Source organism: Mariniradius sediminis (genome assembly GCF_021491425.1).
Taxonomy (GTDB): Bacteria; Bacteroidota; Bacteroidia; order Cytophagales; family Cyclobacteriaceae; genus Mariniradius; species Mariniradius saccharolyticus.
On record NZ_JAKEVZ010000004.1, the window covers coordinates 180,025 to 205,043 of the forward strand.

The window sequence follows — 25,019 nt, forward strand, 5'->3', positions numbered from 1 at the left end:
TTGACCTATCATATCCCGACCGCTAGCAATCCAAACACCGTACCAAATACCGATCCGATAGCGATTTCATTCAGAGAATGCCGGCCAAGTCTCCACCGAGACCAGGCAATGGCCAAGGAAAAAAAGGTGATGCCGATACCTGGAAATATTCCGAGTGTGAAGCAATTCACAGTGATAAAAAGCGCGATAGCGGCATGCAGTGATGCTTTGATTTTTCTGTTTACAAGCGCCATCAAACCTACCATACCAAGTACCAAAAGGGTATGGTAGATGACTTCCTTGGGGACATCCATCAGCCAAAGGACAAGTATCAATGCAAAAAAAAGCCCGATTGCAACGGGATAGAATCCTTTCCGTTGGTTTTGGTCTGATACGTCGAAATTGGCATAGGCGCCCGATTTCAACTTTCGCCAATTATGGACCGTGATGGGCAAGGTCAGCGTGAGGACAACTGCGAGTGTTATATACCAAGCTTGGCTTCTCGGTAAATTCAAAAAGCTCATCCAAGCCACATATGCCGTACCCAAAATGAGCGGGTGGCCCAAAAAGCTAAATCCTTTCGCCAAGGAAATGCTTCGGGATTTCATGAAAGTGGCTGGATCAAGTCCCAGAGATTTCCATACAAATCCGAAAAAACGGCCACTTTCCCATAGGCTTCCTCCGATTTGGGGCGGACGATATGCACGCCATGGTCAATCAGGTTTTGGTAGTCCCGCTCAAAATCGTCGGTGTGTAGGAAAAGGAAAACCCTTCCACCAGTTTGGTTGCCGACCGCTTGGGTTTGTTCAGGTCCGACAGCTTTGGCAAGCAAAATTTCACAATTCTCCCCACCCGATCCCGGCGGGCAAATCCTCACCCAGCGCTTGGTTTCCGACATCGGCGTATCTTCAAGCAAGGTGAATTTCAGCTTATGGGTGTAAAAATCAATGGCTTCATCGTAGTCCTTTACGACAAGCGCAATCTTGGCCAGGTACTGCCTCATCATTTTTTCGGTTTTTTCACTTCTTCAATGGTCCAGTCAGTTCGTTGCATTCGCAGATGTTTCCAAACAATACAATCATCTATCAGGGAGAGTCCGCAAGGCTGTTTTTTATGTGGTCGTTTTTTCGTGTTTGGGGCGGATTTGTAGGGATCTGCCTTTATTATGCATGCACGTGGATCCTTCGGGCGATTTCGGTTGCCATCTTCTCATAGCCAAAATCTGAAGGATGTATGCCATCTTCCGCAAAGAACTCGGCAGCGTAATTTCCATTCAATTCGATGAGGTCTATTTCGGGATGTGCACCTGCCAATTTCCGCATTTCATGTATCAATATCCGACGATGCCAGCCGAGGAAAAAACGCATGATCTTAGGGATCGCGGGGAATTGCTGGACAGGAGGGATCATGGGAAGAATGATGTGCTTCACCTGTTTTTTCTTGGTCAGTAGTTTGCACATTTTTTCAATTTCCAGCCGGAATTTCCAAGGTGGGTAAAACTTGAAACAGTCATTGCCTCCAATCATCAAGACTGCGACTTCAAAATGGTTTGGAATATCAGGTTTCCCGTGGGCAAGCAGCCTAGGTAATCTGGAAGCCGTAAGGCCGTTTTTCCCGAGGTTGTACACATGGAATTTGCCATAGAGAAATGAGGCCGTTTTTGCTGCCAATGTCGTCTCTTTTGCGCTAGCGCCCACGCCTGCTGCTGTCGATTCCCCAATAATGAGCAAGTTTTTTGTCGCTGATTTTTCGCTCGGTAAGTGGAGGAACTCACTTCTCGGGGGCATTTTCTTGATGCGCTTTCTGAGCTCCTTCCCTTCGTACACCAGAAAGGGAAAAAGTGGAATCAGGAGCAAGAGTTCCAGGATATATTTGAGCCAGTTGAGCATGGGTTTATGAATTAAAAAACACCAAGCGCTTTGGGAGGCTTGGTGTCTTGAATCAGTTTGGTGTTGGAAATCAAATCAGCCACCGCTTTTTTTAGCCCTGTAGCCCGCCTGCAGCAGGATTTGAAGTACTTTGTCACGGTGATCCCCTTGGATGAGGATTTCACCGTCTTTGGCACTACCGCCGACGCCACATTTTGTTTTGAGCATTTTGCCCAAAATCTGTAGGTCGTCGTCAGCACCCACAAAGCCCTCGATCAAGGTGACCTGCTTGCCGCCGCGGGACTTTTTGTCCAGCATCACTTTCAATTGCTGCTGCTGTGGCGGGAGTGTTTCCTGCTCCTCATTTCCTTCCAATCGGAACGCGAAATCTTGGTTGGTAGAATAGACTACTCCTTCCCTTCGTTTCCAATCGTTTCCTTTGTTTTTGGTCATTCTACTTTTTGATTTTCATTGTCCATACGGGCTTATGGGCCGCATTGACTACGTCTTCTGCAATACTGCCACTCAGCAGGTGAAGGAATCCGGTCCTACCATGTGTCGCCATAGCTATCAAGTCGCCTCCGATATCGTCGGCATATTCAATGATGCCGTCTTCTTCAGAGGTGCTGTTGTATACTTGGTAGGATGCCGCGTCGATTTCAAAATCCTCAATAAAATCCTTGATTTTTTTGATGGAGGCTCTGCTGGTTTCAAACATGCTTGGCGTGATTACCTTCACCAAGTGCAGTTCGGCCCCGATGGCATCGATAGCGGCCTTTAGGCGCTCGATTACTTCACCCGGCACGTCGGTAAAGTCACTAGCAAAGACGACTTTCTTAATATCTCCCGCCTTTACTGGTCCTTTGATGGTCAATACGGGACAGGTTGCATGACGCACTACTTTTTCGGTATTGCTGCCTATCAGAACTTCTTCCAATCCGCTTGAGCCCTTGCTTCCCATCGCCACGATATCTGCTCTGGTGTCTGCAATCTCTTTCGAAATACCCGCAAATGGGTTCCCAAAGACCATCTTTGTTTGGAACACAAAGCCATGGTCTTTGTATTCGGCTTCAAATTCGGCCATCTGCCTTTTCCTTTTTTCGACCAGCTCGATCATGAAAATCTGGGAAGTTTCACTGCTGAATGCACCTGCTTCACCGAAACTGTTGAAGGTTTGTGGAACCGGAAGTTCGATCACGTGGAATAGTTCGAGTTTGTTTTGAGTTTTCTTTGCCATCCCGATGGCAAAATCCAGCGCATATTGCGCCTCTTTTGAAAAATCGTAGGGTACGAGAATAGTCTTCATTTTGAATGGGTGTTTGTGATGCTGGAAAATACAAAAAATACCCCAGTCCAAGCGTATTCTCGGGCGGTGTTTCTAAAAAAATAATACGCCTGCACCAAAAGCCAATACCCAAAGAAGGGTGGAAATAGCCATTTTTTTCAGAAATGGATCGAGGTCTCTCGGATTGGTTTTTGAGGAAACCGAACGTCCTACATTTACCATTAAGGGTAAAAGGACCAACGCCATCAGACATCCCCATTCTTGTTTGCTAAAAACAAAAACCACCAGCAAAACATTGCCTAAAATTATCAGCGCCCAATTGTAGATGATGGCATTTTTTCTTCCGATCCGCACGGGGATGGATTTTTTTCCGGCCTTGCTATCCGATGCAATGTCTCGGATGTTGTTGATGTTGAGGACAGCGGTGCTGAACATGCCTAACGAAGCAGCGGGCAGGAGGACAAGCGGTTCAAAACTTAGCGTATGTAAAAAATAAGTACCGCACACGCCCAAAAGTCCAAAAAACAGGAACACCGATATATCTCCTAATCCTGCGTAGCCGTAGGGTTTTTTTCCCGAGGTATAGGTGATTGCCGCCACGATCGCCGCTACACCTAGGCCAAGAAAGGTCAAAAACAACCTTAGGTTATCAAATGAGATGTACAAAAGCGTCAGACCGGAAAGGAGCGATAAAATTACCAACAATACCATCGCCCGCTTCATTTCCGGCAATGCGATCAGCCCAGATTGGACTGCGCGAACGGGACCTTCCCTGTGCGCTGAGTCTGCACCGTGTACCGAGTCGCCATAATCATTGGAAAGATTGGATAATATTTGGAGGAAGATGGTGGTCAATGCTGCCAACGTCATTACCTCCCAACGGTAGCTGCCAGCCATGACCGCCAAAAAAGATCCCATCAAAATGCTTGAAAGGGCTAGTGGCAAGGTCCTCAATCTGATGGCGTGGAGCCAGGCTTGTTTTTTGTTGGTCAGCGTTACTTCCATTTTCCAATGATACTAAAAAACATCAAAAAGACCTGTTTTTGGTAAGAAAACAGGTCTTTTATTGTTAATGGGACTTATTAAGCTTCGATCAATGCAAGGATGTCCTTATCCATTGGCTTCACTGAAGAAGGGAAAAACTTCACGAGTTCACCTTTTTCGTTGATGAAGTATTTGCAGAAGTTCCAAGAAGGCTCTTTGTCGTTCCAGCCGTTCATGTCTTTGTCAGAAAGCCATCTATACAAAGGGGCTTTGTCTGCGCCTTTTACGGATACCTTGTCCATCATTTTAAAGGTTACTCCAAATTTTGTAGAGCAGAATTCCTTGATCTCCTCATTGGTACCGGGCTCCTGTCCTCCAAAGTTGTTGGCTGGAAAGCCGATTACGGTCACTTTTTCCCCGTATTGTTCGTGCAGTTTTTGCAGATCCTCGTACTGTGGGGTGTAGCCACATTTTGATGCGACATTTACCAAAAGGAGCTTCTTGCCTTTGAACTGCGAGAAATCAACTTCTTGGCCGTTGATATCCTTCATTTTGAAATCGTAGATGGATTTTTCCATAATCAGTTGTTCCAATGTCGTGATAGTTTCAGGATTTTGTTTTTGGATACTGGCGGTGCAGGCTATGCCTATCACGGCCAACATGAGGATCATTTTTTTCATAATTACATTCTGTCTGGGACCTTTATACCTAGTAACTGCATGCCTTTGCGGATTGTTTTGGCTGTCATGGCGGAGAGTGCAATTCGCAAAGACTGGATTTTCGGGTTTGACTCGTTGAAAATGGGTAGTTCCGCATAGAATCTATTGTATTCCTTTGCCAGTTCAAAGAGATATTGAGCCAATACGGAGGGTGAATATTCCTCCCCGGCTTGGACCAGTTTTTTCTCAAAATCACTGAGTACCACAATTAGGTCGCGCTCGTTGGGCTCCAACTGCTCCAATCCAGCAAAGCCACTCAGGCTGTAATCGACTCCTATTTGGTCCGCTTTTCGCAGTATTGACGCAATCCGTGCATGCGAATACTGGATAAATGGCCCGGTATTTCCCTGGAACTCGATGGATTCCTGCGGATTGAAAAGCATGCGTTTTTTTGGATCAACTTTCAATAGAAAATATTTCAAAGCGCCCATACCCAGGATCTGATACAGTTCACGCGCTTGCTCCGGAGAAAATCCTTCGATTTTTCCCAATTCTTTGGTATGTGATTCCGCAGTTTGGATCATCTCTTCCATCAAGTCGTCCGCATCCACGACGGTACCTTCCCTGGATTTCATCTTGCCAGTGGGCAAGTCCACCATCCCATAGGAAAGGTGATAAAGGCCATTTCCGTAGGGTCTGCCCAGCTTACGCATGATCTTGAACAGCACGTCAAAATGGTAATCTTGCTCGTTGCCGACGACATAAACTGACTTGTCGATGTTGAAATCATGGTATTTCAAGTCGCAGGTCCCCATATCTTGGGTGATATACACTGAGGTACCATCTGCACGTAGCACCAGTTTTTCGTCCAATCCCTCTGCGGATAAATCCACCCAAACGGAGCCATTTGGTTTTTTGAAGAAAACCCCTTTCGTCAGTCCTTCATCGACGATGTTTTTGCCCAAGAGATAAGTGTCTGATTCGTAGTAGAATTTATCAAAATCGACTCCCATTTTTTTGTAGGTCGCATCGAAACCCGCGTACACCCAAGTGTTCATGGTTTTCCATAAACCCACTACATCTGCATCGCCAGCTTCCCAAAGGCGTAGCATTTCCTGTGCCTCCAGCATCCAAGGGGCATTTTTCTTGGCTTCTTCTTCGGATTGGCCCTGGTCCATGAGTTCCCCGATCTGCTTTTTGTATTCCTTATCGAAAAGCACATAGTACTTACCGGCCAAATGGTCACCTTTCAGTCCGCTCGATTCGGGAGTCTCTCCGTTTGCGAGGTGCTTGTAGGCGACCATGGACTTGCAGATGTGAATGCCACGATCATTGACGAGGTTGGCTTTGATGACCTCGTACCCGTTTGCCTTGAGGATTTCGGCCACGGCGTAACCAAGAAAATTGTTGCGCAGGTGGCCCAAGTGCAAGGGTTTGTTGGTATTGGGGCTACTGTATTCGACCATGACTTTTTGCCCATTTGCTGGAAGTTGGCCGACGGCTTGATTTTGATAGAGGTTGGAGAAGATACCCAACCAAGACTGTTCGTTGACGGAGATGTTGAGGAATCCTTTCACTACGTTGAAGCCCTTCACTTCGGGGCAGTGGCTTTGTAGAAATTCTCCAATTTTGTTGGCAGATGCTTCGGGATTGAGCTTGGTGATTTTGAGAAAAGGGAAAACCACGAATGTGAACGTTCCCTCAAATTCCTTGCGGGTTGGTTGCAAGTCAATTTCGCCTGCCGCTGTTTGATGCCCGAAAAGTTGGAGGAATGCCTCTTGGATTTGGGCAATTATTTTTTCTTGTAAGTTCATGGATTCGGTTTGAGCCCTCGGCTCCCAAGTGTGACGCAAAGAAAATAATTTCGGATGGCAAGTCCATTATCCTTTTCAATAAGGGGAAGAGAAAATCATCGTATTCCCCGTCAATCAACTCATATTTTTCCGGATTAGAAATGCTCTACGAGTGAAGTGGTGGTCGCTTCGAGAATATCGAAGGCATTTTCTGCCATGGTGTTTTCGGTATCCAATGTCGGGTTCACTTCGACGATTTCCCAACAGCAAACCCGCTTGTCTTTGATCAATTCGGCATTCAATTCCAAGGCTTCCTTGACTGTCAAACCGTTCGGGACCGGGGTTCCTGTTCCGACTGAGATTGAAGAATCCAAGCTGTCCACATCGAATGAGATGTAGAGTTGGTCGCATTTGCCGAGTATTTCCAGTGCTTTCTCGGCCACTTTGGAGATTCCCAAGGATCTTACTTCATCTGTTGTGAAATTCTTGATTCCATGTTTCCTGATAAGATGATCCTCTGGGGTTTCGGTATCCCGGACGGAGATAAAGACGATATCTTCGGCAAGTATCTTTGGGGCGTCACCGCCGATTTTTTTGATTTTCTCCCAATAGTTGATGGTTTCTGGAATCGGATTGTTCACTTGGCAATCCTTGTTGTCCGTTTGGATGCACATCGCGAGTGGCATTCCATGCATATTTCCCGAAGGAGTCGTGTATGGCGTATGCAAATCTGCATGGGCATCAATCCAAATAACACCCAATCGCTTATCCGGGTCCGCGGCCTTGATGCCCATGATGGTTCCCGCTGCGGTCGAATGGTCCCCAGCCAAAACGATTGGGAAAATCTTTTCGAGTCGGAGGGATTCGATCGTGCTGTAGACGTTTTTGAGCACTTGGTAGACGCCGTCAATGTATTTGGCGTTTGGGTGCTTGTTGCCTTTCCACAGGAAATTGTTGGCGTCAGGAACATTGATCGGGTCGAAGCGTGTAAAAAAATCAGAGGTTTTGTCCAAGCTTGCTATTTTCAACGCATCGATTCCAAGACTTGCGCCGCGGGTACCTGCAGCAATTTCCGAGCGTACCTCGACCAACTTGATATTTCTCATAAAGTGCGGTATTTGGGTTTCTTTCTTTTTCGAAAGTGCTGCAAATCTAGTCAAAAATGCTTGAAAAATGGTTGTTGGGCCACAGAAGAGGGGTTTATGTGCGGACTCAATGTTTTCTGTGAATAAATCTCTGAACCACAGATGACACGGATTTTCACAGATTGGATTCTGATGAATAATTTTCTCAATTCAGCCCATCGGAACAACTTTCCGCCACCCCATTATCTGTGCCCATCTGTGAAATCTGTGGTTGATTTTTGGACCACAGATGGCACAGATTTCCACAGATGGATCTTTGTGAATATCTGCCTCAGTCCAGTTTGTTGAAAAGGAATCAAGAGGAATCCGTGGGTGCTACTTTCTGCCAGCCCATTATCTGCGTTCATCAGTGAAATCTGTGGTTGATTTTTGGACCACAGATGATACGGATTTTCACAGATGTGACATTTTGCTTTTTTCCTGTGTTGTTCGGAGCTGATTTTTGACGTTCCCGAGTTGCGATACGAAAAATCAAGCTATTTTTCTCCCTGATTATTCGAAATGGGACAAATCAACAAAATCGGATGGAAGACAGCCGCCAGTTTGGTGATCGCCAACATGGTCGGCACGGGCGTCTTTACCAGTCTGGGCTTTCAGGTATTGGATAGCCAGAATACTTGGAGTATACTTTTGCTGTGGTTGATAGGTGGGGTATTGGCATTGGTGGGCGCATTTGTGTATGCGGAGTTGGGAACCCATTTCAAGCAGTCCGGTGGGGATTACGTCTTTCTGTCAAAAACACTTCACCCATCCTTAGGCTACTTGTACGCCTGGATTTCGTTGACAGTGGGATTTTCCGCGCCTATCGCGATTGCAGCGATGGCGATGATCCAATATTGGTCGCCGCTGATAGGGGAGGACAGCAGTTCGGTAATGGGAATTGCGGCCATTTTGCTGATGGGTACTTTTCACTCCTTTTCGGTCAGACAATCGGGCACCGTTCAAAATGTACTCACTGGAATCAAAATGGCCTTTGTGTTTGCTTTGATCGGATTAGGGATGCTGCTTGCTTCGGCGGTACCCGATGTTGGTTTGGATTTTTCCTCCAATTGGCAAAAAGAAATACTTAAGCCCGGCTTTGCCGTTTCGCTTGTATATGTTTTCTACGCCTATACGGGCTGGAATTCGGCGGCTTACATCGTGGAGGAAATCGAGCAACCGAGCAAAAACCTGCCTAAGGCGCTCATTTCAGGGACCGTTTTGGTCATGGTGCTGTACCTCTTGTTGCAGTTGGTCTTTCTCAAACATGCATCCATTGCGCAGCTTTCCGGGCAGGTGCAGGTAGCGACGATATCATTTGGGAATCTGTTTGGCAGCACCGGCGTGTTTTGGGTCAGCTTGTTTATCGGCATCCAATTGGTGGCTACCATCAGCGGCTACACTTGGGTTGGGCCGAGGATTACCAATGCCATGGCGAAGGATTTCCGTCTTTGGAGACCGCTTGCCAAAACCAACCAAAAGGGAATCCCCGTACGCGCAATTTGGTTCAATACGGCGATCGCTTTGGCCCTGATGTTTTCCGGTTCGTTCGAAACAGTGCTCTTGTATGCAGGGTTTGTATTGCAACTCATGGGCACACTCACCATCGCAGCTTCACTTCGCCTTCCCAAACATTCGGGATTCCGGAGTCCTTGGAAGCCTTGGCCACAGGTGATTTACATCCTGTTCAGTCTTTGGGTAATGGCATTTATGTTGTATGACCGCCCGAAGGAAAGTCTTTTGGGTTTGGGAATAATCTTGCTAGGTTACATCGTCTATTTGTTTGATAGGAAAACCATAAAGTAAACCATGTTACCCTCCAAATTGCCGCAGGTTGGCACGACCATTTTCACTGTAATGTCCAAAATGGCTTCGGACCATGGTGCCATCAACCTGTCCCAAGGATTTCCGAGTTTCAATTGCTATCCGTATTTGATGGACCTCGTCGCCCAATACATGCGGGATGGCTACAATCAGTATGCACCCATGAGTGGGGTTCCGATTTTGAAACAAAGGATTGCAGAAAAGACGCTCATCTCATTTGGACTTTCGATCGACCCAGAAAAGGAAGTAACGGTCGTATCCGGTGCTACAGAGGCGATTTTCTCTGCGGTGACGGCAGTGGTGAGCCTTGGGGATGAGGTGATTTTGCTGGAGCCATCCTATGACAGCTATGCTCCGGCTGTAGAGTTGAGTGGGGGTATTCCGGTCTATGTGCCGTTGAGCTTGCCGGATTTTTCCGTGGATTGGGATCGTGTGTCTGCCGCGATTACGGAGAAGACACGTCTGATTATGGTCAATACGCCCCACAATCCATGCGGCTATGTTTGGACAAAAGAAGACCTTGACAATCTTGCTTCCCTGATCCAGGATCGGGATATCTATGTCGTCAGCGATGAGGTATACGAGTATATCACTTTTGATGGGAGGCCCCATTTGCCCCTGATGAGTCATCCCTTGCTGCGGGAAAGGACATTTACCTGTGGATCATTTGGGAAGACTTTCCACGTGACAGGCTGGAAGATCGGGTATTGTATCGCGCCTCCCGCACTGACTGAAGCCTTCCGAAAAATCCACCAATTCGTGACATTCAGTACCGCCACGCCGCTGCAATATGCCCTTGCGGAGTTTTTGATGGAACCCAGCCGCTACGAAAGTCTTTCCGATTTTTATCAAACCAAGCGGGATTTGTTTTGTGAGGGATTGAAAAAGACAGCTTTTGAATTTACCCCGGCGCAGGGAAGTTTCTTCCAACTCGTGTCCTACGGGCATTTAAGCCAGGCTTCGGATTATGCGCTTTCGGTGAAAATGTGCAAAGAAGTGGGTGTCGCCTGTATACCGGTTTCGGTTTTTTACCATGACAAGCAGGATCACAAACTCCTCAGGTTTTGCTTTGCCAAAGACGATGGACTATTGGAAAAGGCCTTGGGATTGCTGCAAGGATTGGATTGGTCCAGGCTGGGTTAGGGCATTTCAGATTTAAAATTTAGGAATTGAAATCCTCCTAGCCCCTACAGGGATGTGTCAGGTTTTTTGGCTGTGTTCCTTAAAGCGTTGCTCAAAACCCTTGTCTTCGGTATTCATCCAGACGTCCCAAAAAGTAAAATAAAGACCATAGTTGCAGCGGTATTTCAAGTGGTGCATGTCATGGTGCGTTGCCCCGACCATCCATCTAGCCCATCGTGAATTGAATGCGGAGGCCGGGTAGACTTCGACACCCGCATGGTTGATCACGGCGGTGATGGACATTGTCACTAACAGTGCCAGCAGCACAAAAATGTGCATCGGCATCAACAGAACCAGAATCGGTAGGAAGATTGCTTGGAGAAAGGCTTCAATCGGGTGAAACGAAAACGAAGTAAATGAACTCGTGTAGAGGCTGTTGTGGTGGATATGGTGAAAATGGCGCAGCACCTTCGGCTTGTGCATCCAGCGGTGGAGCCAATAGTAATAGGTTTCGTGGACAAACATGGCTATGAAAAAACTTAGCGGTACCCAAATGAAATCCAGGAGCGTCAGTTCGGTGTACAATCTGGTCCAGCCTCGCTGCCAAAAAATGATCATCAATGTACCCGAAACGGCGAAAATGATCGCGCCCAAAAAGGAATACCAAATTTCCGTCCTGACCTGTTTCAATTTGATTTGCTGATGGAGCCTTCGGTAAGGCATCATATCGCCCAGTTTTTTGTAAACCAGATTGTGGTAAAGCCAGGCCAACAGGATATACCGGACAAAAATCCCAAGCAGCAACAAGGAAAACAAAGCCAGAAAATTTCCTGGAACAAGGTAATCCGGGCCCAAGAGCCATTCTACATCAAAATCCATACTGTCAAGATATCGCATCGAAAATAACAAAAAACGAGATCGGAAGGTTATTTTGGGCAGCGGAACCCAGCTTTTCCAACATACAAAAAAGCCCCCGATCACTCGGAGGCCTTTTCGCACTTTTGAACTTAAACCCAGTTCATGAGAACTGCAACTATTGGGTGGTTTCGCAACCTTTACGCATTTTGACTTAATCTTTTACAATTCTCCTCATGCTCTTACCGCGCATGTCGGTTACCTCCATGAGATAAACTCCCTTTGGAAGCGATCTAAGATCGATCACCGCTTCTTCCCTTGAGTTGACCTCGTCTTTCCTGATCATCGTGACGCCTTGCATCGTGATCACTCGGAGGGAGTAGCTGTTTCCAATTTCCCCCTTGATGCGGACACGTACATAGTCAGGGGTCGGGTTAGGATACACCGTGAGGCTGAAGAGCTGGTCCAAATCCTCCAATCCGTTGATCAAATCTACTTTAGCGGCGATTTCTACGGTTTTAGATGCACCATGCTTATCGGTCACTTTGAAGGTGATGGTCGCATTTCCTTCGTTGGCGGTCCTGATGATAAAGCTGGAAGCTGAAGCAAACACGGTCAAGATGGACTCATTGCTGCTGCTAACAGTGTAGGTGAACTCGTCACCGTCAGGGTCGGCGAAGTAATCGGAAAGATTGTGTTCGGTTAGGTTACCCGGCTTCAGGAATCCGAATGCTTCAGCATCTCCAATAAAGCCAGGAGCCCTGTTTGTGTGTAGCACTTCGATTGGCAACTCCAGATCACGGCTCGCGCCATATTGGTCGGTAGCTTTCAGCCTGTAGATGAATATCCCTTTGTCACCAAAATCTGGCTTCATCACCAAACTGACGGTGTCAGAAGCAAATCCGAATTCGATGAAGTCCTTGGTTTGTGCTGCTGTGACTTCTACTGTGTTGGATTCCGGATCGGAAACCTTAAACTTCACGACCAATGTGTCTGCCTCAGCCACTGCGATCGTGGACGGTGCGCCCACAAAGTTTGGTGCTTCGTTGAGGTGAAGGGTCACCGGAACCCGTACAATTGGATTTGCTGGATCATTGGATGAGAAAACAATATTGGCTGACTGGTTGCCTGGATTTCCAAACCCACCGTCGATTTCCAGAGAAACGATACCTGCTTCCCCTTTGGCAAGGGTACCTGTCTGACCTTCTGTGATGCGTAGCCAGCTGAAGTTTCCGGCTTCCATCTCGGCGGCTATCATCAGCCAGCCAGCATTTGCAAACTCACCTTCCTGAACTTCGTACCACTGTCCCTCGAAATAGTAGGCAAACCTTCCTGGCACATTTGCAATGCCGGTGACTGTTCCTTGTGGGAATTGAATTCCCAGCGGGTAGGTAACTATCACGTAGAAGTTTTCATTTGGATAAATGCCGACAGTCTGATCCAAAGTAACCTGATGCCAGTCACCGCTATCGTCGGCACCCACTCTCGTTACAGCAAGTGTACCTTTTGTGATCACTGTGGCATCCGCCACGGAGCTTCCTCCTGCCCTGATTTCCACTTCAATTACTGCGGAAGTCAGATTTTCCATTCTGAAGAACGTCTCGATATGGGAGAGATTGAAACCTTCCGGTCCGGCATTGAATTGGGTACTGAGTGTGAATGGTGCGGTACCACCAGTTCCGATGAACGTATCAGGAACTTTCTTGTCTGTGTGAGAAAGTGTTCTGTTATAGTCTGCGGATGTTTTAGCGGCAGAAGGGCTTTCCACTTGTGTAGCAGTCAAGCTGACGGCCTTGGAGTTGGTTGTCGCCAAACTCTCGGTCCTTGAAGTGCCCACTGGCCTTAAATAATCCACAGTGGCCGTGTAGTTGAGATCGGATTTGCCATTCTCATTGTCAAGCGCGATCGTGCGGTTCACTGGTCTCGGCCATGGCATCGACACGTAGATCGGTTCTGTCGCGACCCTGATACTTGCAGGTTCAAATGCTGTTCCTTTCAACAACAGTCTTTGTTCACCAAGGCTGGTTTGGAAAACCACTTCATCCATGAATTCCCCTTCTTGGGATGGGAAGAAAATTGCCCTGGTGACCAGTTTGTCGCCCGGTCTGATCGTGAATGTTGGCCAGAACCAGATGTTGTCTATGCGTGTCCACTCGGGACCCCAGAAGCCTTGGACCTCGACCATCATGTGCAGTGGCCCTGTGCCATCGACCATGGAAGCATAGCTGATGTCAAATGCTGCTGCACCTTTGTTTTCGATGACAACGTCGACCGTGTTGATGGTCGGTTCGATGGATCCGAACGATACAAGCTTGGCTCCGAAGTCGACCGTGTCGGCCATCACAAACATGGGATCTCCCGTCACGGTCAATTCCACTGGTTTTTCTAGGATTTCTTGGTTTGGTACGTTGGTAAAAAACTTCATCGGCTTGTTGTAGACGCCGCCGTAGATATTGGTTGCATCCAAGACAATATCTCCTGTTAGGGAAGATCCCGGTGCAAGGGTATACCTTCGTGAAGGCACGATGATGTACGCCAGGCCTTTTCCGTGATCAAGCGGCTGGTAAGCCGAGATGGACAAGCCATCCGTACTGCTACGTTGGAGACCGATCGTCGAGAACCCTGACGTCAAGTCCGCACCGCCTTCTTCAGGCCTGTACTGGAACTTCATTGTTCCATTTTTGTAGAAGATGACTTGGGCGGAAATGGGGTCTCCCATCCCTCCAAGATTGTTGATGAAAATGCTCCAAGTGATGATGATTTTATCATCCTCAAACTGGTAGAATATTCCAATGTCCTCTTTTTTGTGGAAGTAATCCGAGAAGGTACTGAAGGTCCAGTACGGCATGATCGCTCTACCCTGGGTTGCAGTAGGAATATAGTCCGTAAAGAACTCAGCCTGTGGATCGTCTTCAAAGGAGATGATACCATTGTCACCGACTTTGAATTTGTCGTACTTCTGACCATAGAATTCGATTGGGAAGGGCAGTTCCAAATCCCTCCAATAGGTGCCTTGGAAATCTTCATAGTCCACAAACTCCATTTGGGTACCTGTCTTGCGGATTTCTATCCACTGGTAGAACTCGTCGTTGTTGTACTTTTCAAACGTGTATCCAAAATCCGGCACGATACTGCTTGGGAGGATTTCCGTTTCGAAAGAAAGCCAGTTGCCACCGGACGGAGCCACTTGCAGTGGTGAAAGACCGGTATTTTCGATCTTAATCGGGTGGGATGATTTTTCCCCGAAGGCAAGTGTGTCAGTCAGTAAGCCAAGGTCGATATTGATACCCGGTGCATCGACGACTTTCCCCGTCACATAGATTGTGTCCTGTGTACCGTCTTGATAGTTGATAGACAGCCAATCCTCCAGGTCTGCATTTTTGTCTGTAGGGATGTGGATGGCGTATTTTCCGAACAGTCCCGGCGCGATTGTCGTAGGTTGATCGCCAGAAAGTGTGAAGGAATTGTTGACAAAGTTCATGGAACTGATGCCAAGACTTGCGGTTCCAGGGTTTTTCACGGTAAATGGATGGTTGCGGATCGTCCCTTGGAACAGTGTCCCAAATCTGACTGTGTCTGCCGAAACTACCGGCACCGCGATACCGCCCTTGTTGATCTCGAGCTGGATGAGTGCGTTTTTCTGTTTGTTGTCCGGGTCATTGTTGACAATGTTGACATAGCGATTGATCAAGCCTTCGGTTAAGCTAGCTGTCGACAAGGTGATTTCCATTTCCCGCGATGCGCCTGGCATGACGACTCCTGAGCCATTTTTTACTTCGGTGATGATGTTTGGACCAGGGAAATCAAATCCCAACGCGAGCCCAGTGTACAAATCCGCGGGCTGCGTCCAGTCACTCACCAAAATCCCGTCTTGTTGGCCGAGGTCTTCGATCAGCACGGTCAGATTTTGCTTATTGTAATCGGCAATGTTCAGGTTTTCATAGTAGAACCGGATATCACCGTTGGCATGGTAGACGATCTGGGCAGTCATGCTTTCCCCAAAACTCCATCCATCCCAAACATTGTCGTACTGCACGATCACGCGGTCGGGCTCTACTTGGTAGTAGACTTCGCCCTGGGTCAGGTAGCTTAGGAAGGCGCCCAAGATAGATACATATCCTTTAGGGCTCCATTCGCCACCATTCAGTCTCGGTACGTTGACCGAGCGGACGCTATTGTCAAAGGTGGTGAAGCCTTTGCTAGCAATGTAGAGGGTTTTGACCCTGTCTCCATAGTATGGGAACTCAAATCCCATATCCACTGCATGATAGCTGCCAAGGTCAATGATGGATTGGGTAATATTGGTGCCCGTTCCGGAAATATCCTTAAATTCATAAGGAATCGGATTGGCTTCTGTTGGTCTGTTTGATCGCAGATTGTAGCCATAGGAATGGTAATCACTTGGCCAGTTTTGCGAAATACCGTTTTTGTCGTGGCCCGGCACAAAATACTTTAATGGGAATGCGCCCTTGTTTTCGACCAACACTTTTGCGGTTACTTCGTCTCCAATGGTCAAACCGTTGAATGTCTGAATTTCAGGTGCGATTGTGATTTTGGAAGTCTCTGCACCTACACCAAACAATGCGATTTCATAAGTTTGTTCGCCGTTGGTAATCGTGAGAATACCGTTGGTATTTCCAGGTGCGGTTGGTTTGAAGGAGACGCTTACCACCACTTGTTCTCTTGCTTTGATTTGCCATGGCACGTTTGGATCCACTACGAAAGCGGCGTTGTCGGCGTAGATGCTCGGGTTGTTGAAGTTGCCAAAGCCTATGTTTTCGATCACTAAGTCAAGCGTCTTTTGTTCACCCATAAATACTGCACCATAATCTGCGATTAGCGCGTGTTGGAGAGATGGTTTGTGACCGCTCACATTCAAATTGACTGGAACTCTCAGCTGCCGATTGGTGGCGTCATTGGATTCGATGATCAAATACGCGCTGTAGTCTCCGTTGATCAAGTTGGAGCCGTCAGCCGTAAGTGTTGTGGCCACTTGTTCAAAACCATTGACATCCCCGGAGCCTGGCTCGAGATTGAGGTAGGTGCCTAGGTGTTGGTTGTTGCTGCTTGCCGTGATTGCCCATGCAAAATCTCCGCTGCCAAGCAGCGTTTCCAATTGCGTCCAGGTAGCTCCCATATCAAAAGACATAAAGCAATTGTCGGAATAGGATGGATCCGCTTCAAAGCCTATACCCAAGGGGAATTGGTTGCCCGCGGGCACATGAAATACCGCCCAGAATGTGGAACCTGGCTCGAAATAAAGCTGCTCATCCAAGGTGATGTAGGCAAAAGCTTCCATGCTGGCCCAATGGCTGTATTCTTGCGCATAAACCAGATTCTTTTTGATTGGGCTGTCACCTTCATAGATCTCGACAATGACCGGGCCTTTTGCAGGGTCATGCTTGAGGTACATGGATAGATTGGTAAGGTTGAAACCCTCGGTTTCTGTGACAAAAAACTTCGCAGCCGCTGAGTTGGTCAATGTGAGGTCTGTATCTCCGATGATATTGGTAGGCCAGGCAGCATACTGTTTATTGATCGGCATGAACGAAGCAGTGGCAACACCATTTTTCTTCAATTGGTTTTTGTCACTCTCTACAGTTTGCATGCCTACCATTCCATCCTTGGCAAGTTTGGCTCGGGAAGGGGTTGGGTAGTTTAGTTTTGCAGAATAGGAAAGGAAGGAATTCCGGTGGCGTGTCAAATGATTCCATCTCAAAATACCCGCGGCTTGGTTAGAAATCGTAATCTCGTGGGTAGCAGTGTTTGCAGTGTTGACATCTATCGCGAGCGCTATTTCTTGGCTGTTTTCGTCTAGCACGATTTTTGGTCCCTCATTGGTTGTTGCAGTGATGACCGGGGACAATGCTGCAGTATTTCCCCAACGGTCTACAGAGGTAATTCCGAAGTAATACTTGGTCAATCCCAAAAGTTCCGTTACCTCATAAGTCATCAAGCTATCGGCAAGAAGGGTGTTTTTGATCACGATCTTTTCAGCAGCGTTGATATTCTCAGCCGTAATGCTGTCCGTATGGACGAACAAATGAAATGCCGTGGGTTGGTCGTCATCTCCGTCGGCTGGTACGGTCCAAGTCAGCGTTGCAAACTCTTGCGCTATCCCCGTGACGGCGAGGTCGGTGATCTGATTCGGAGCAATTCCCAAGTCATTTCTTATGGCTAGTTCCGCGTCAATTGCACCGGTTCCCAAAAGACCCACGTGATCGGGGTTGAAGGCATCGATGTTGACCACTCCCGTGAGGAGCTTATTCTTGAGTTCTGTATTGGTCAGTTGTTTGTTCCTGTTGGCCAGAGCCAAGGCTGCGATGCCGGATACGTGTGGGCAAGCCATGGAGGTACCGTCAAGAAAGGCATATTTGTTTCCTGGAATCGTGCTGAGCACGCCATTTCCCGGTCCCAACTCAGTGTCACCACCCGGGGCTGCGATCTCTGTCCAAGCTCCAAAATTGGAATAGCTGGCTTTTTTCCATTCCGGACCGATCGCGGTTACGGCAATGGTGTTTTCGTGGTATGCAGGATACCATCTGTCGTCGTAGTTGTAATTCCCTGCGGCGAAGATGACGATTCCTCCTTTCATTGGGCTACCTGGGAAGTCCCCGGCTTCAGCCACAAAGTAGTCTATCGCATCCAAAACGGACTGGTCATATGCGCCTGGATTGGTATAGCCCCAGCTGTTTTGTGAGATTACAGCGCCATTGTCAGCAGCATAAATATAGGATCGCTCGATGGAGCCACCGCCCATGATTTGCAGGGACATGATTCTGACACCATTTCCGGAACCATCTCCACCTGCCACGCCGGCTACACCAAGGCCGTTGTTATTGACAGCGGCGACAGTTCCCGCCACGTGTGTACCGTGATATTGGGCATCGATTTTTCCGGTATTTTTGGAAAAGTTGTACCCGTTGATATCATCAATGTACCCGTTTCCGTCGTCGTCAATACCAGGCTTTCCATTAAGTTCGGCAGTATTGACCCACATGTTGGCCTTGAGGTCCTCGTGGTTCACATCGACACCTTCGTCATGCACGGCTACGATGATATTGCTGGCACCCGTAGTACGCTGCCAAGCCTCAAACAAGTTGACATCCGCATCACCCAAACCTGTTTGCAAGGTATTGTTGTAATGCCATTGATCCTTGAGCAAAGGATCATTGAAGGGCAGGGTAGAAAAAGGACTGGGTCCGGAAACGTGTTCCTTTACCGCATAGGGCGCGAGGATTTTTTCATGCTCTACCTCAGCGATCGCCACTTCCTGCAATTCTTTGAATTGAACAGCAGCGACTTTTGGGTCTACGCTTTCCTCGATTTCCACTACATACCAAAGGTGAAGCCCGTGTTTGCGTAGCTTGTGTTCGTTTTTTTCATCATAGGGAAACAACCGATACATGGAATGGGCGTTGACAGCCCTAGCTTTTGTATCAAAGGAAGTCATCCCGGTGGTGAGTTGGTTGTTGCGCGCATTGACTCTTGCCTGTGGAAGCGATGAAGTCATGGCAGGGGTAAATTTTACCTTTACCATGCCTTTTCGTACACCATCTGTATAAAGATTCTGCGCGATTGCTTGCATCGAGCAAAATATCAGCAGTGTGGCGACTAGAAGGCTTCTCATGATATTGGGTAGAGAATGATTCATAGTACTTGGGTTAGGATTATAATCTTTGATTGAATTGAAATTGCGTTTTTTGAGGGGAATTGGCACTTTGGCCTTCTATCGCTAGTTTTTTTTGCGATCAGTGGAGGAAGGTTTGACCGAAGCCTCAGAGGGTTTGCCTCCCATGGCGTTAAGCAGTTTGGTGAAAGCGTCGTTTTCCTGCTTTCGTTTCTCGATCAGCTTGTAGATCAATTCCTCATTTTTGTTTTTGTCGTCCATTGTTGGCCCCGATTGAGTTTCGAGGACTAAAGCAACGGTAAATAAAACTAACCTGAAAAAAATCAGCCTTTGAATAACCACTACTTTGAAAAAAATGACCTTAGAATAATTGCTAGCAGGTAGAAAAACACCTTAACATCACCTTAACAAACATTTTAATGTTATGTATATCAGTGATTTATAGAAAATGGCATTCGAATTTTTTTTCCGACGCCTAGGCCACAAAGAAGCTAGATATTGGCCAAGTGTGTCACCAGATTGGAGTTGGTGTTGGTAAGGTTGAGCTTTTTTCGAAGACGTGCTCGTGCTACTTCCACGCTTTTGATGCTCTGTTGGGTGACAGCGGCGATCTCCTTCGAATTCATGTTGAGGCGAAGGAATGCACAAAGTTTCTCCTCGGTCGGGGATAGGTCGGGATATAGCTTGCGAAGATTTGTGTAGAATTCACTGTGCACCTGGTTGAACCGCAATTCAAATTCCTTCCAAGTGTCATTGTCACCTTCCCGCTGCAGATCCAGGATGATTTCCTGAATGATCTTCTGGTTTTCAGGAAGCAGGTTCCGCTGTATTTTCAGAAGGCGCTCTGCGACATTGTTGATCAGCTCGTTTTTTCTGATCAGGTACATCACATTGGTCGTCAATTCCTTGTTTTTGATTTCAACGTCTTGTGCAAGGTTCTTCTGACTCAACTCAGTTTGCCGGGCCTTGGACCTGATCACCAATGTGATCAACACGGCCAAAATCAGTCCGATAGACAATGCGGCAATCGTGCTGAGGTATTTGAACCGGGATTGCTTTGCCTCTTCCTCTCGTAGCTTTTCTGCCTTTTCGAAATCATATTGAAGTTGTAGGCGGGTGATTTCGCTCGTAGCTTGTTGGTTGAGGATACTGTCGCTGTAGGTTTTGAAGTTTTTGAAATTGGACAAGGCAGCGGAATAGTTGCCGCGATTTTCCTCGATTTCTGACAACCCCAGGAAAGCGGCACGCTTGATGTCCATTGAGCCGATTTTATTGCCTATTTCCAGGGCACGTTTCGAGTATTCCTCACTTTTTGCAAGATCCTTTTGGTTGAGGTGAAAGTTGCTGAGGATAATGAGTGAGCGCGCGATCTCGCCCAAATCGCCGATCTTTTCCCGAAATTCCAATCCTTTCATCAGGTAATCCAATGCTTTGTCAGGTTCATTGAGTTCGTTCGCGTATAGCTTTCCGATATTGTTGTAGGCAATACCTTGGGCTTTGTGGTTGGGTACTTCCAAGGCGAGTTTTAGCGCTTTTTCGTAGTACGCGAGTGCGGATTTCGGATCACCTTTGGTCTGATAGATGTTGGCGATATTGTTGTAAACGGTGGGCAGGACTACCTTTTTTCTTTCTGTCAGGTTGGAAGCATTCATGAGCTCTTGGGCAGTGAAATAGCATTCCAAGGCTTTATCATATTCACCCATACGATCGTAGGAAGCGCCGAGATTGTTGTTCATCGAGATGATTCCTGAAGTATCCTTCAGTTCCTCATACTCTTTGAGACTGTTGAAGAACAAAGTCGCCGCTTGCTTGTAGTCCCCCTGCGCTATCGCCACATTGCCCATTTGTGTAAGCGCAGTGAGTTCATGCTTTTTGAGGTCTTTTGCGGTTGCCAAATCCTTGGCTTGAATGGCATATTCCATGGATTTGACATAATCGGTCGAAAAATATAAGTGCGAAAGGTCTATGAGTGCTCTGAAGCGGGCCGTATCGGTTTTTGCCTGTTTCACTACCAGTTGCAGACTGTCCAACTTGATGATATCCTGAGCGCTGGCTTGAAAGACCGTCAACGCCAAAATCGGTATCAGCAAAATTCGGTTAAGAGTCATATGACCTAGCTGTGGGATTTACGCAATATTCTGCTTCGCAACTTAGTGTAAATCGCTCAAAAATCAATGAAATTGAAGTTGTTAAGGTTTTGGGTGAAATGCCAAACTGACTCGCTTGAAAAAAATTTCGGGTTTAATGCAGATATGTAAGGCAAATTACAGCTCAGGACTTATTCTTTCACCGAATCCCTCGTGAATGGCACAAAACGAACCCCCATTAATGAACTGGTACGGATTTTTCCTTTCCTTTTTTCCAAAAGCCTCAGCTCTTGGGCGTTGGCGTGCGGCCCTACGGGAATGATCATTTTTCCGCCCTCTTTCAATTGGTCGATAAGCGGTTGGGGGACTTTGTCGGGGGCGGCGGTGACGATGATTGCATCAAATGGCGCCTCTTCCGGCCAACCTTGGTAACCGTCGCCCACACGTACATGGACATTCTTGTAGCCCAAGTCAGCAAGGTCCCTTTGCGCTTTTTTGCCAAGGGGTTCGACGATCTCGATGGTGTAAACTTCCCCGACGATTTCTCCCAACACTGCCGCTTGGTATCCCGAACCCGTTCCGATTTCCAATACTTTCATCCCTGGCTTTGGATCGATTGCCTCCGTCATGAAAGCCACGATGTAAGGTTGGGAAATGGTTTGCCCATTCCCAATCGGCAGCGGACCATCTTCATAGGCGAGATGGCGGACATTTCCCGGGACGAGTTGGTGTCGGGGCACTTTGCGCATAGCAGCTAGGACGAGCGCATTGCGGATGCCACGGGCTTCCAATTGGGTCCTGACCATATCGTTGCGTAGGGTTTGGTAATGGTCGGTTTGGAAAATAGATAACAGCATGAGGATGTAGAGCAATCGGTTCATGGGGAATGGGGCTGTGCCGATGACTACCTGAATTTAACGAAATTGGGGGAAAAATCCTTGAAAATAAATGCCTGTTCGGTATTTGAAAACGAATCACCGGGTCATTCGAATTTTCAATCCTAAGCTTGCGGAAGCGATTGGAAATATGCATGATCCAAGCTCGAGCTTGTATTCCGAAAGCTTTCGAGATCCGAGGAGCGGTCAGAAATCCTTTTTCCGAAATACCCGCAGCGCAAAATATGAAGGCCATAGCATCCAAAGAAGCAATACGCCTGAGGAAATCAGGATTCCCTGGAAGCTGCCGAAGAAATTTTGGAAGAACGCGCCAGTGTAGCCCATCAAGGCCGAAATGTCCAGTTGCATCAGCATAATGATGCGTCCCAAGTCCACGGGATTGAGGAAAATGAGTCCCAAGGTGGTTTTTTCCAAAGGATAATCTGCCAAGCTGTATATCAGGTACAGCACAAATCCATCATATACCAAGGAAAAATAGATCCAAAATGACAGACTTATGCCGATGGCTTTGGCCTTGTCACGGGTCATCACTGAAGCAAGAAATGCCAATCCCGCAAATATCACGCTAAGACCGATCCCAATTCCCAAGAGCGTCAGAATCGTCACATCTGCTCCCCAAATCAGCATGGGGACCCCAAATCCAACAATCAAAGCCATGCTGAGGACAAATGCTACGGCCAAAAACTGGCTCAGGAACACATCCCTGCGCTTCACCGGCTGGGCCAGCATCAGTTCGGTAAACTCAAGGTTGTTGAAAAAGTGGGTGCTCGCAAATACGGCGGCGATCAGCGGGACGATCATCAGCATGATGTTCAGCAGGCTGAGCGAGACTTTGCCCATATCCTCGGAAACTTGGTAGATTGAAATGGCCACCAGAACGAGGAATAGCGTGTACAACAAGGCAAACCGGGATTTGACAATGTCATAGAGGGAATATTTCAATAGCTTAAACATGGCTCAATTCAGTTTTTTTCGTGTTTTTTTTTAAACTCCACTCCATCAATCGCGCAATGGCAGTGGAAAATTTGTTTTCACCCGTGATGTCTTTGAGGCTTTCGACCGAGTCGTTGAAGAACACTTCGCCCTCAAAAATGTAGATGGCCTGATTGGTCAGTTCCTCCAGTTCGCTGAGAATATGCGAAGTGATTAGGATGAGTTTTCCGGCCTCCCTTTCTCTCTTGATCTTGTTTTTCAATACTTCGACCGCGATCGGATCCAATCCCGCCGTGGGTTCATCGAGTATCAGGATGGCCGGGCGAAACATAAACGCCAAGGCCGCACTCACCTTTTGCCGGGTACCGCCGCTGAGCGTATGCATGGGTTTGTCGAGCATGGTGTCAAGACCGAAGGCCTTTACCAAATCCATGTCGTAGTCTTTGATTTCCGGCCTGATGTCCTGCATCATCGAGAAAAGCTGCCCAATACGCATATTGTCAGGATATCGACCAATTTGAGGCATGTAGCCGATTTGGGAGCGATAGGCGGTATTGCCTTTGATGGATTGTCCATTGACAAGCACATCGCCAGAATTGGGGAGGACCATGCCGAGTATGATCTTAATCAAGGTGGTCTTACCCGAGCCATTGGGCCCCATCAGGGCATAGCTGTTGCCCGCTTGGAATTCCAATTCGAAATCCTTCAGGACATCGAGTTTGCCGAATTTTTTATGAATGTGCCGTACCGAGATCATAGGGTTTCATTTTTGGGGAGTTGTCGATCATGTTTTCGGGAGTGATGGAAGGGATCACCTTTTCCATCCTGTCTAGCAGCGTCACCAGGAAGCTTCGCCACAGGATGACTGCCGCGGGTATTTTCTCCACGATCATGCTGAAAAGATTGATTGGCCGGTAGGGGACATCGCCGAGGCGGTCCTTATCAAGGTCGTATCCTTCGTATTTGTCCCAATAATTTTGATTAAGAGTATTGAGAACCACGCTACCATTGGTGCTTATGTCAAATGTATTGCCAAGGAAATTATTGGCTTCGATGGTGTTTCGGTCACAGGAGGCCATCAGCTTAAATGCCCATCCGTTTTGCTGGAAACTGTTGTTTTGGAAGGTATTGCGACTGCTTCCCTCCATGTAGATGCCGATAGTGTTTTTCCGGAAAATGTTGTTGATGACCTGGCTGTCGGTAATGTCCTTGAGCAAGATCCCATAGGAGGATGCACCCCAGTTTTCTTCGAACAGGTTTTCTTGCATGAGTACGTTGTGGGTATACATCACCGCCACGCCAGCGCCATTTCTGCGAAATGTATTTTGGAGATAACTGTTGTCATGGGAAAACATGAAGTGTAGGCCGTAGCGCTTGTTGCCTTCGATCGTGTTTTGCCTACTGACCGTGTTGGTGACAAATTCGAGGTAAATGCCATCCCTGTGTCCCATGACGGTATTATTTTCAATCATCGAGTTTTTGCACTTCCAAAGGTGGATACCGTTGCCGGTTTGGTATTCCTTTTCAGCAGAGGAAAAGAGCCTGTTGTTGCTGACGGTTATATCTTCTGAATTGGAAAAATGGAGGGCAAAATAGGTTTCCTCCAGTAGGTTGTCGGAGACGGTACAGGATTTTGAGTCAAAAAACTTGATGCCGGCGGAGTCTTCCATGGTGGATTTCCCGGAGTTGATGATGTGAAGTCCTTTGAAATGGACATTTTCTGCAGCCACCAAAAAGATATTGCCTTTGTGCATCCCGTCCACGACGGGGTATGATTCGCCCCATATCGTCAAGGGCTTCCGGATGGTCAGGTCATGGCCCTCGTACCTACCTGCCGCAAGCAAAATCGTATCGCCAGGCTGGGCTTTGTCAATGGCCATTTGGATGTTTCCTCCGGAAGTTAGCTTAATTACCGTGCCAGTTGCCACGTTTGGCAGAAAGCAGGAAATCGCGAACAGGAGGGTAATTAGGGTTTTCATG

The 25,019-nt window shown here is 47.5% G+C and carries 19 protein-coding genes; 2 read left to right on the top strand and 17 right to left on the bottom strand.

Annotated elements, in window-relative coordinates; genetic code table 11:
* Window positions 1–8: 8 nt before the first annotated feature.
* The 9 genes from L0U89_RS06880 to rocF all read right to left on the bottom strand — a co-directional run bounded on the left by L0U89_RS06880 (window position 9) and on the right by rocF (window position 7,674).
* On the bottom strand, window positions 9–587 hold the full coding sequence (locus tag L0U89_RS06880) for a hypothetical protein (RefSeq protein WP_234860856.1): 579 nt from the start codon (window positions 585–587) through the stop codon (window positions 9–11).
* Window positions 584–982, bottom strand: a complete 399-nt coding sequence (locus tag L0U89_RS06885) for a VOC family protein (RefSeq protein ID WP_234860857.1) — start codon at window positions 980–982, stop codon at window positions 584–586. Before L0U89_RS06885 ends, L0U89_RS06880 begins: the two co-directional genes overlap by 4 nt.
* A 160-nt stretch (window positions 983–1,142) precedes the next feature.
* Window positions 1,143–1,868: an SGNH/GDSL hydrolase family protein gene (locus L0U89_RS06890; RefSeq protein ID WP_234860858.1), complete on the bottom strand. Its 726-nt coding sequence runs from the start codon at window positions 1,866–1,868 to the stop codon at window positions 1,143–1,145.
* A gap of 75 nt (window positions 1,869–1,943) precedes the next feature.
* Window positions 1,944–2,300 (bottom strand): translation initiation factor, encoded by a 357-nt coding sequence (locus L0U89_RS06895; protein WP_234860859.1) that lies wholly within the window; start codon window positions 2,298–2,300, stop codon window positions 1,944–1,946.
* Window position 2,301: 1 nt separating this feature from the next.
* Window positions 2,302–3,153 (bottom strand): universal stress protein, encoded by an 852-nt coding sequence (locus L0U89_RS06900; protein ID WP_234860860.1) that lies wholly within the window; start codon window positions 3,151–3,153, stop codon window positions 2,302–2,304.
* Window positions 3,154–3,225: 72 nt separating this feature from the next.
* The gene (locus L0U89_RS06905; RefSeq protein ID WP_234860861.1) at window positions 3,226–4,137 is read right to left on the bottom strand and encodes a 1,4-dihydroxy-2-naphthoate polyprenyltransferase; all 912 of its coding nucleotides are present in this window, start codon (window positions 4,135–4,137) and stop codon (window positions 3,226–3,228) included.
* 77 nt (window positions 4,138–4,214) lie between these two features.
* Window positions 4,215–4,796 (bottom strand): glutathione peroxidase, encoded by a 582-nt coding sequence (locus tag L0U89_RS06910; RefSeq protein ID WP_008625381.1) that lies wholly within the window; start codon window positions 4,794–4,796, stop codon window positions 4,215–4,217.
* 2 nt (window positions 4,797–4,798) lie between these two features.
* A complete protein-coding gene (gene argS / locus L0U89_RS06915; RefSeq protein WP_008625380.1) occupies window positions 4,799–6,589 on the bottom strand; it encodes an arginine--tRNA ligase in 1,791 nt (596 codons plus the stop codon).
* A gap of 134 nt (window positions 6,590–6,723) precedes the next feature.
* The gene (gene rocF, locus L0U89_RS06920; protein ID WP_234860862.1) at window positions 6,724–7,674 is read right to left on the bottom strand and encodes an arginase; all 951 of its coding nucleotides are present in this window, start codon (window positions 7,672–7,674) and stop codon (window positions 6,724–6,726) included.
* A 540-nt stretch (window positions 7,675–8,214) separates the two neighbouring features.
* Between rocF and L0U89_RS06925 the strand changes: the two genes are divergently transcribed.
* Together L0U89_RS06925 and L0U89_RS06930 are read left to right on the top strand one after the other, a co-directional pair.
* Window positions 8,215–9,498, top strand: a complete 1,284-nt coding sequence (locus tag L0U89_RS06925) for an APC family permease (RefSeq protein WP_234860863.1) — start codon at window positions 8,215–8,217, stop codon at window positions 9,496–9,498.
* Between the two features lie 3 nt (window positions 9,499–9,501).
* Window positions 9,502–10,659: a methionine aminotransferase gene (locus L0U89_RS06930; protein WP_234860864.1), complete on the top strand. Its 1,158-nt coding sequence runs from the start codon at window positions 9,502–9,504 to the stop codon at window positions 10,657–10,659.
* 57 nt (window positions 10,660–10,716) lie between these two features.
* On the opposite strand, the gene L0U89_RS06935 is transcribed toward L0U89_RS06930, so the two are convergent.
* From L0U89_RS06935 to L0U89_RS06970, 8 genes are all read right to left on the bottom strand, one after another.
* Complete coding sequence (locus L0U89_RS06935) at window positions 10,717–11,517, bottom strand: sterol desaturase family protein (protein ID WP_234860865.1); 801 nt, start codon at window positions 11,515–11,517, stop codon at window positions 10,717–10,719.
* Between the two features lie 190 nt (window positions 11,518–11,707).
* Window positions 11,708–19,123, bottom strand: a complete 7,416-nt coding sequence (locus tag L0U89_RS06940) for a S8 family serine peptidase (protein WP_234860866.1) — start codon at window positions 19,121–19,123, stop codon at window positions 11,708–11,710.
* A 105-nt stretch (window positions 19,124–19,228) separates the two neighbouring features.
* Window positions 19,229–19,384 carry a hypothetical protein gene (locus L0U89_RS06945; RefSeq protein ID WP_234860867.1) on the bottom strand — a complete coding sequence of 52 codons (156 nt, stop codon included), beginning with the start codon at window positions 19,382–19,384 and terminating at the stop codon, window positions 19,229–19,231.
* 230 nt (window positions 19,385–19,614) lie between these two features.
* On the bottom strand, window positions 19,615–21,231 hold the full coding sequence (locus L0U89_RS06950; protein WP_234860868.1) for a tetratricopeptide repeat protein: 1,617 nt from the start codon (window positions 21,229–21,231) through the stop codon (window positions 19,615–19,617).
* 170 nt (window positions 21,232–21,401) lie between these two features.
* Window positions 21,402–22,091 (bottom strand): protein-L-isoaspartate(D-aspartate) O-methyltransferase, encoded by a 690-nt coding sequence (locus tag L0U89_RS06955; RefSeq protein WP_234860869.1) that lies wholly within the window; start codon window positions 22,089–22,091, stop codon window positions 21,402–21,404.
* Window positions 22,092–22,292: 201 nt separating this feature from the next.
* Window positions 22,293–23,060 carry an ABC transporter permease subunit gene (locus L0U89_RS06960; RefSeq protein WP_234860870.1) on the bottom strand — a complete coding sequence of 256 codons (768 nt, stop codon included), beginning with the start codon at window positions 23,058–23,060 and terminating at the stop codon, window positions 22,293–22,295.
* Window positions 23,053–23,796 carry an ABC transporter ATP-binding protein gene (locus L0U89_RS06965; RefSeq protein ID WP_234860871.1) on the bottom strand — a complete coding sequence of 248 codons (744 nt, stop codon included), beginning with the start codon at window positions 23,794–23,796 and terminating at the stop codon, window positions 23,053–23,055. The genes L0U89_RS06960 and L0U89_RS06965 overlap by 8 nt, the downstream gene beginning before the upstream one ends.
* Window positions 23,771–25,018 (bottom strand): nitrous oxide reductase family maturation protein NosD, encoded by a 1,248-nt coding sequence (locus L0U89_RS06970; protein WP_234860872.1) that lies wholly within the window; start codon window positions 25,016–25,018, stop codon window positions 23,771–23,773. Before L0U89_RS06970 ends, L0U89_RS06965 begins: the two co-directional genes overlap by 26 nt.
* Between the last annotated feature and the right edge of the window lies 1 nt (window position 25,019).

Bases quoted from the DNA above. Each gene is read 5' to 3' on its own strand.
- argS (WP_008625380.1), bottom strand. From the start codon at position 6,589: ATGAACTTACAAGAAAAAATAATTGCCCAAATCCAAGAGGCATTCCTC.
- L0U89_RS06970 (WP_234860872.1), bottom strand. From the start codon at position 25,018: ATGAAAACCCTAATTACCCTCCTGTTCGCGATTTCCTGCTTTCTGCCA.
- L0U89_RS06895 (WP_234860859.1), bottom strand. From the start codon at position 2,300: ATGACCAAAAACAAAGGAAACGATTGGAAACGAAGGGAAGGAGTAGTC.
- rocF (WP_234860862.1), bottom strand. From the start codon at position 7,674: ATGAGAAATATCAAGTTGGTCGAGGTACGCTCGGAAATTGCTGCAGGT.
- L0U89_RS06880 (WP_234860856.1), bottom strand. From the start codon at position 587: ATGAAATCCCGAAGCATTTCCTTGGCGAAAGGATTTAGCTTTTTGGGC.
- L0U89_RS06945 (WP_234860867.1), bottom strand. From the start codon at position 19,384: ATGGACGACAAAAACAAAAATGAGGAATTGATCTACAAGCTGATCGAG.
- L0U89_RS06910 (WP_008625381.1), bottom strand. From the start codon at position 4,796: ATGAAAAAAATGATCCTCATGTTGGCCGTGATAGGCATAGCCTGCACC.
- L0U89_RS06900 (WP_234860860.1), bottom strand. From the start codon at position 3,153: ATGAAGACTATTCTCGTACCCTACGATTTTTCAAAAGAGGCGCAATAT.
- L0U89_RS06960 (WP_234860870.1), bottom strand. From the start codon at position 23,060: ATGTTTAAGCTATTGAAATATTCCCTCTATGACATTGTCAAATCCCGG.
- L0U89_RS06965 (WP_234860871.1), bottom strand. From the start codon at position 23,796: ATGATCTCGGTACGGCACATTCATAAAAAATTCGGCAAACTCGATGTC.
- L0U89_RS06885 (WP_234860857.1), bottom strand. From the start codon at position 982: ATGAGGCAGTACCTGGCCAAGATTGCGCTTGTCGTAAAGGACTACGAT.
- L0U89_RS06925 (WP_234860863.1), top strand. From the start codon at position 8,215: ATGGGACAAATCAACAAAATCGGATGGAAGACAGCCGCCAGTTTGGTG.
- L0U89_RS06955 (WP_234860869.1), bottom strand. From the start codon at position 22,091: ATGAACCGATTGCTCTACATCCTCATGCTGTTATCTATTTTCCAAACC.
- L0U89_RS06930 (WP_234860864.1), top strand. From the start codon at position 9,502: ATGTTACCCTCCAAATTGCCGCAGGTTGGCACGACCATTTTCACTGTA.
- L0U89_RS06935 (WP_234860865.1), bottom strand. From the start codon at position 11,517: ATGGATTTTGATGTAGAATGGCTCTTGGGCCCGGATTACCTTGTTCCA.
- L0U89_RS06940 (WP_234860866.1), bottom strand. From the start codon at position 19,123: ATGAGAAGCCTTCTAGTCGCCACACTGCTGATATTTTGCTCGATGCAA.
- L0U89_RS06905 (WP_234860861.1), bottom strand. From the start codon at position 4,137: ATGGAAGTAACGCTGACCAACAAAAAACAAGCCTGGCTCCACGCCATC.
- L0U89_RS06950 (WP_234860868.1), bottom strand. From the start codon at position 21,231: ATGACTCTTAACCGAATTTTGCTGATACCGATTTTGGCGTTGACGGTC.
- L0U89_RS06890 (WP_234860858.1), bottom strand. From the start codon at position 1,868: ATGCTCAACTGGCTCAAATATATCCTGGAACTCTTGCTCCTGATTCCA.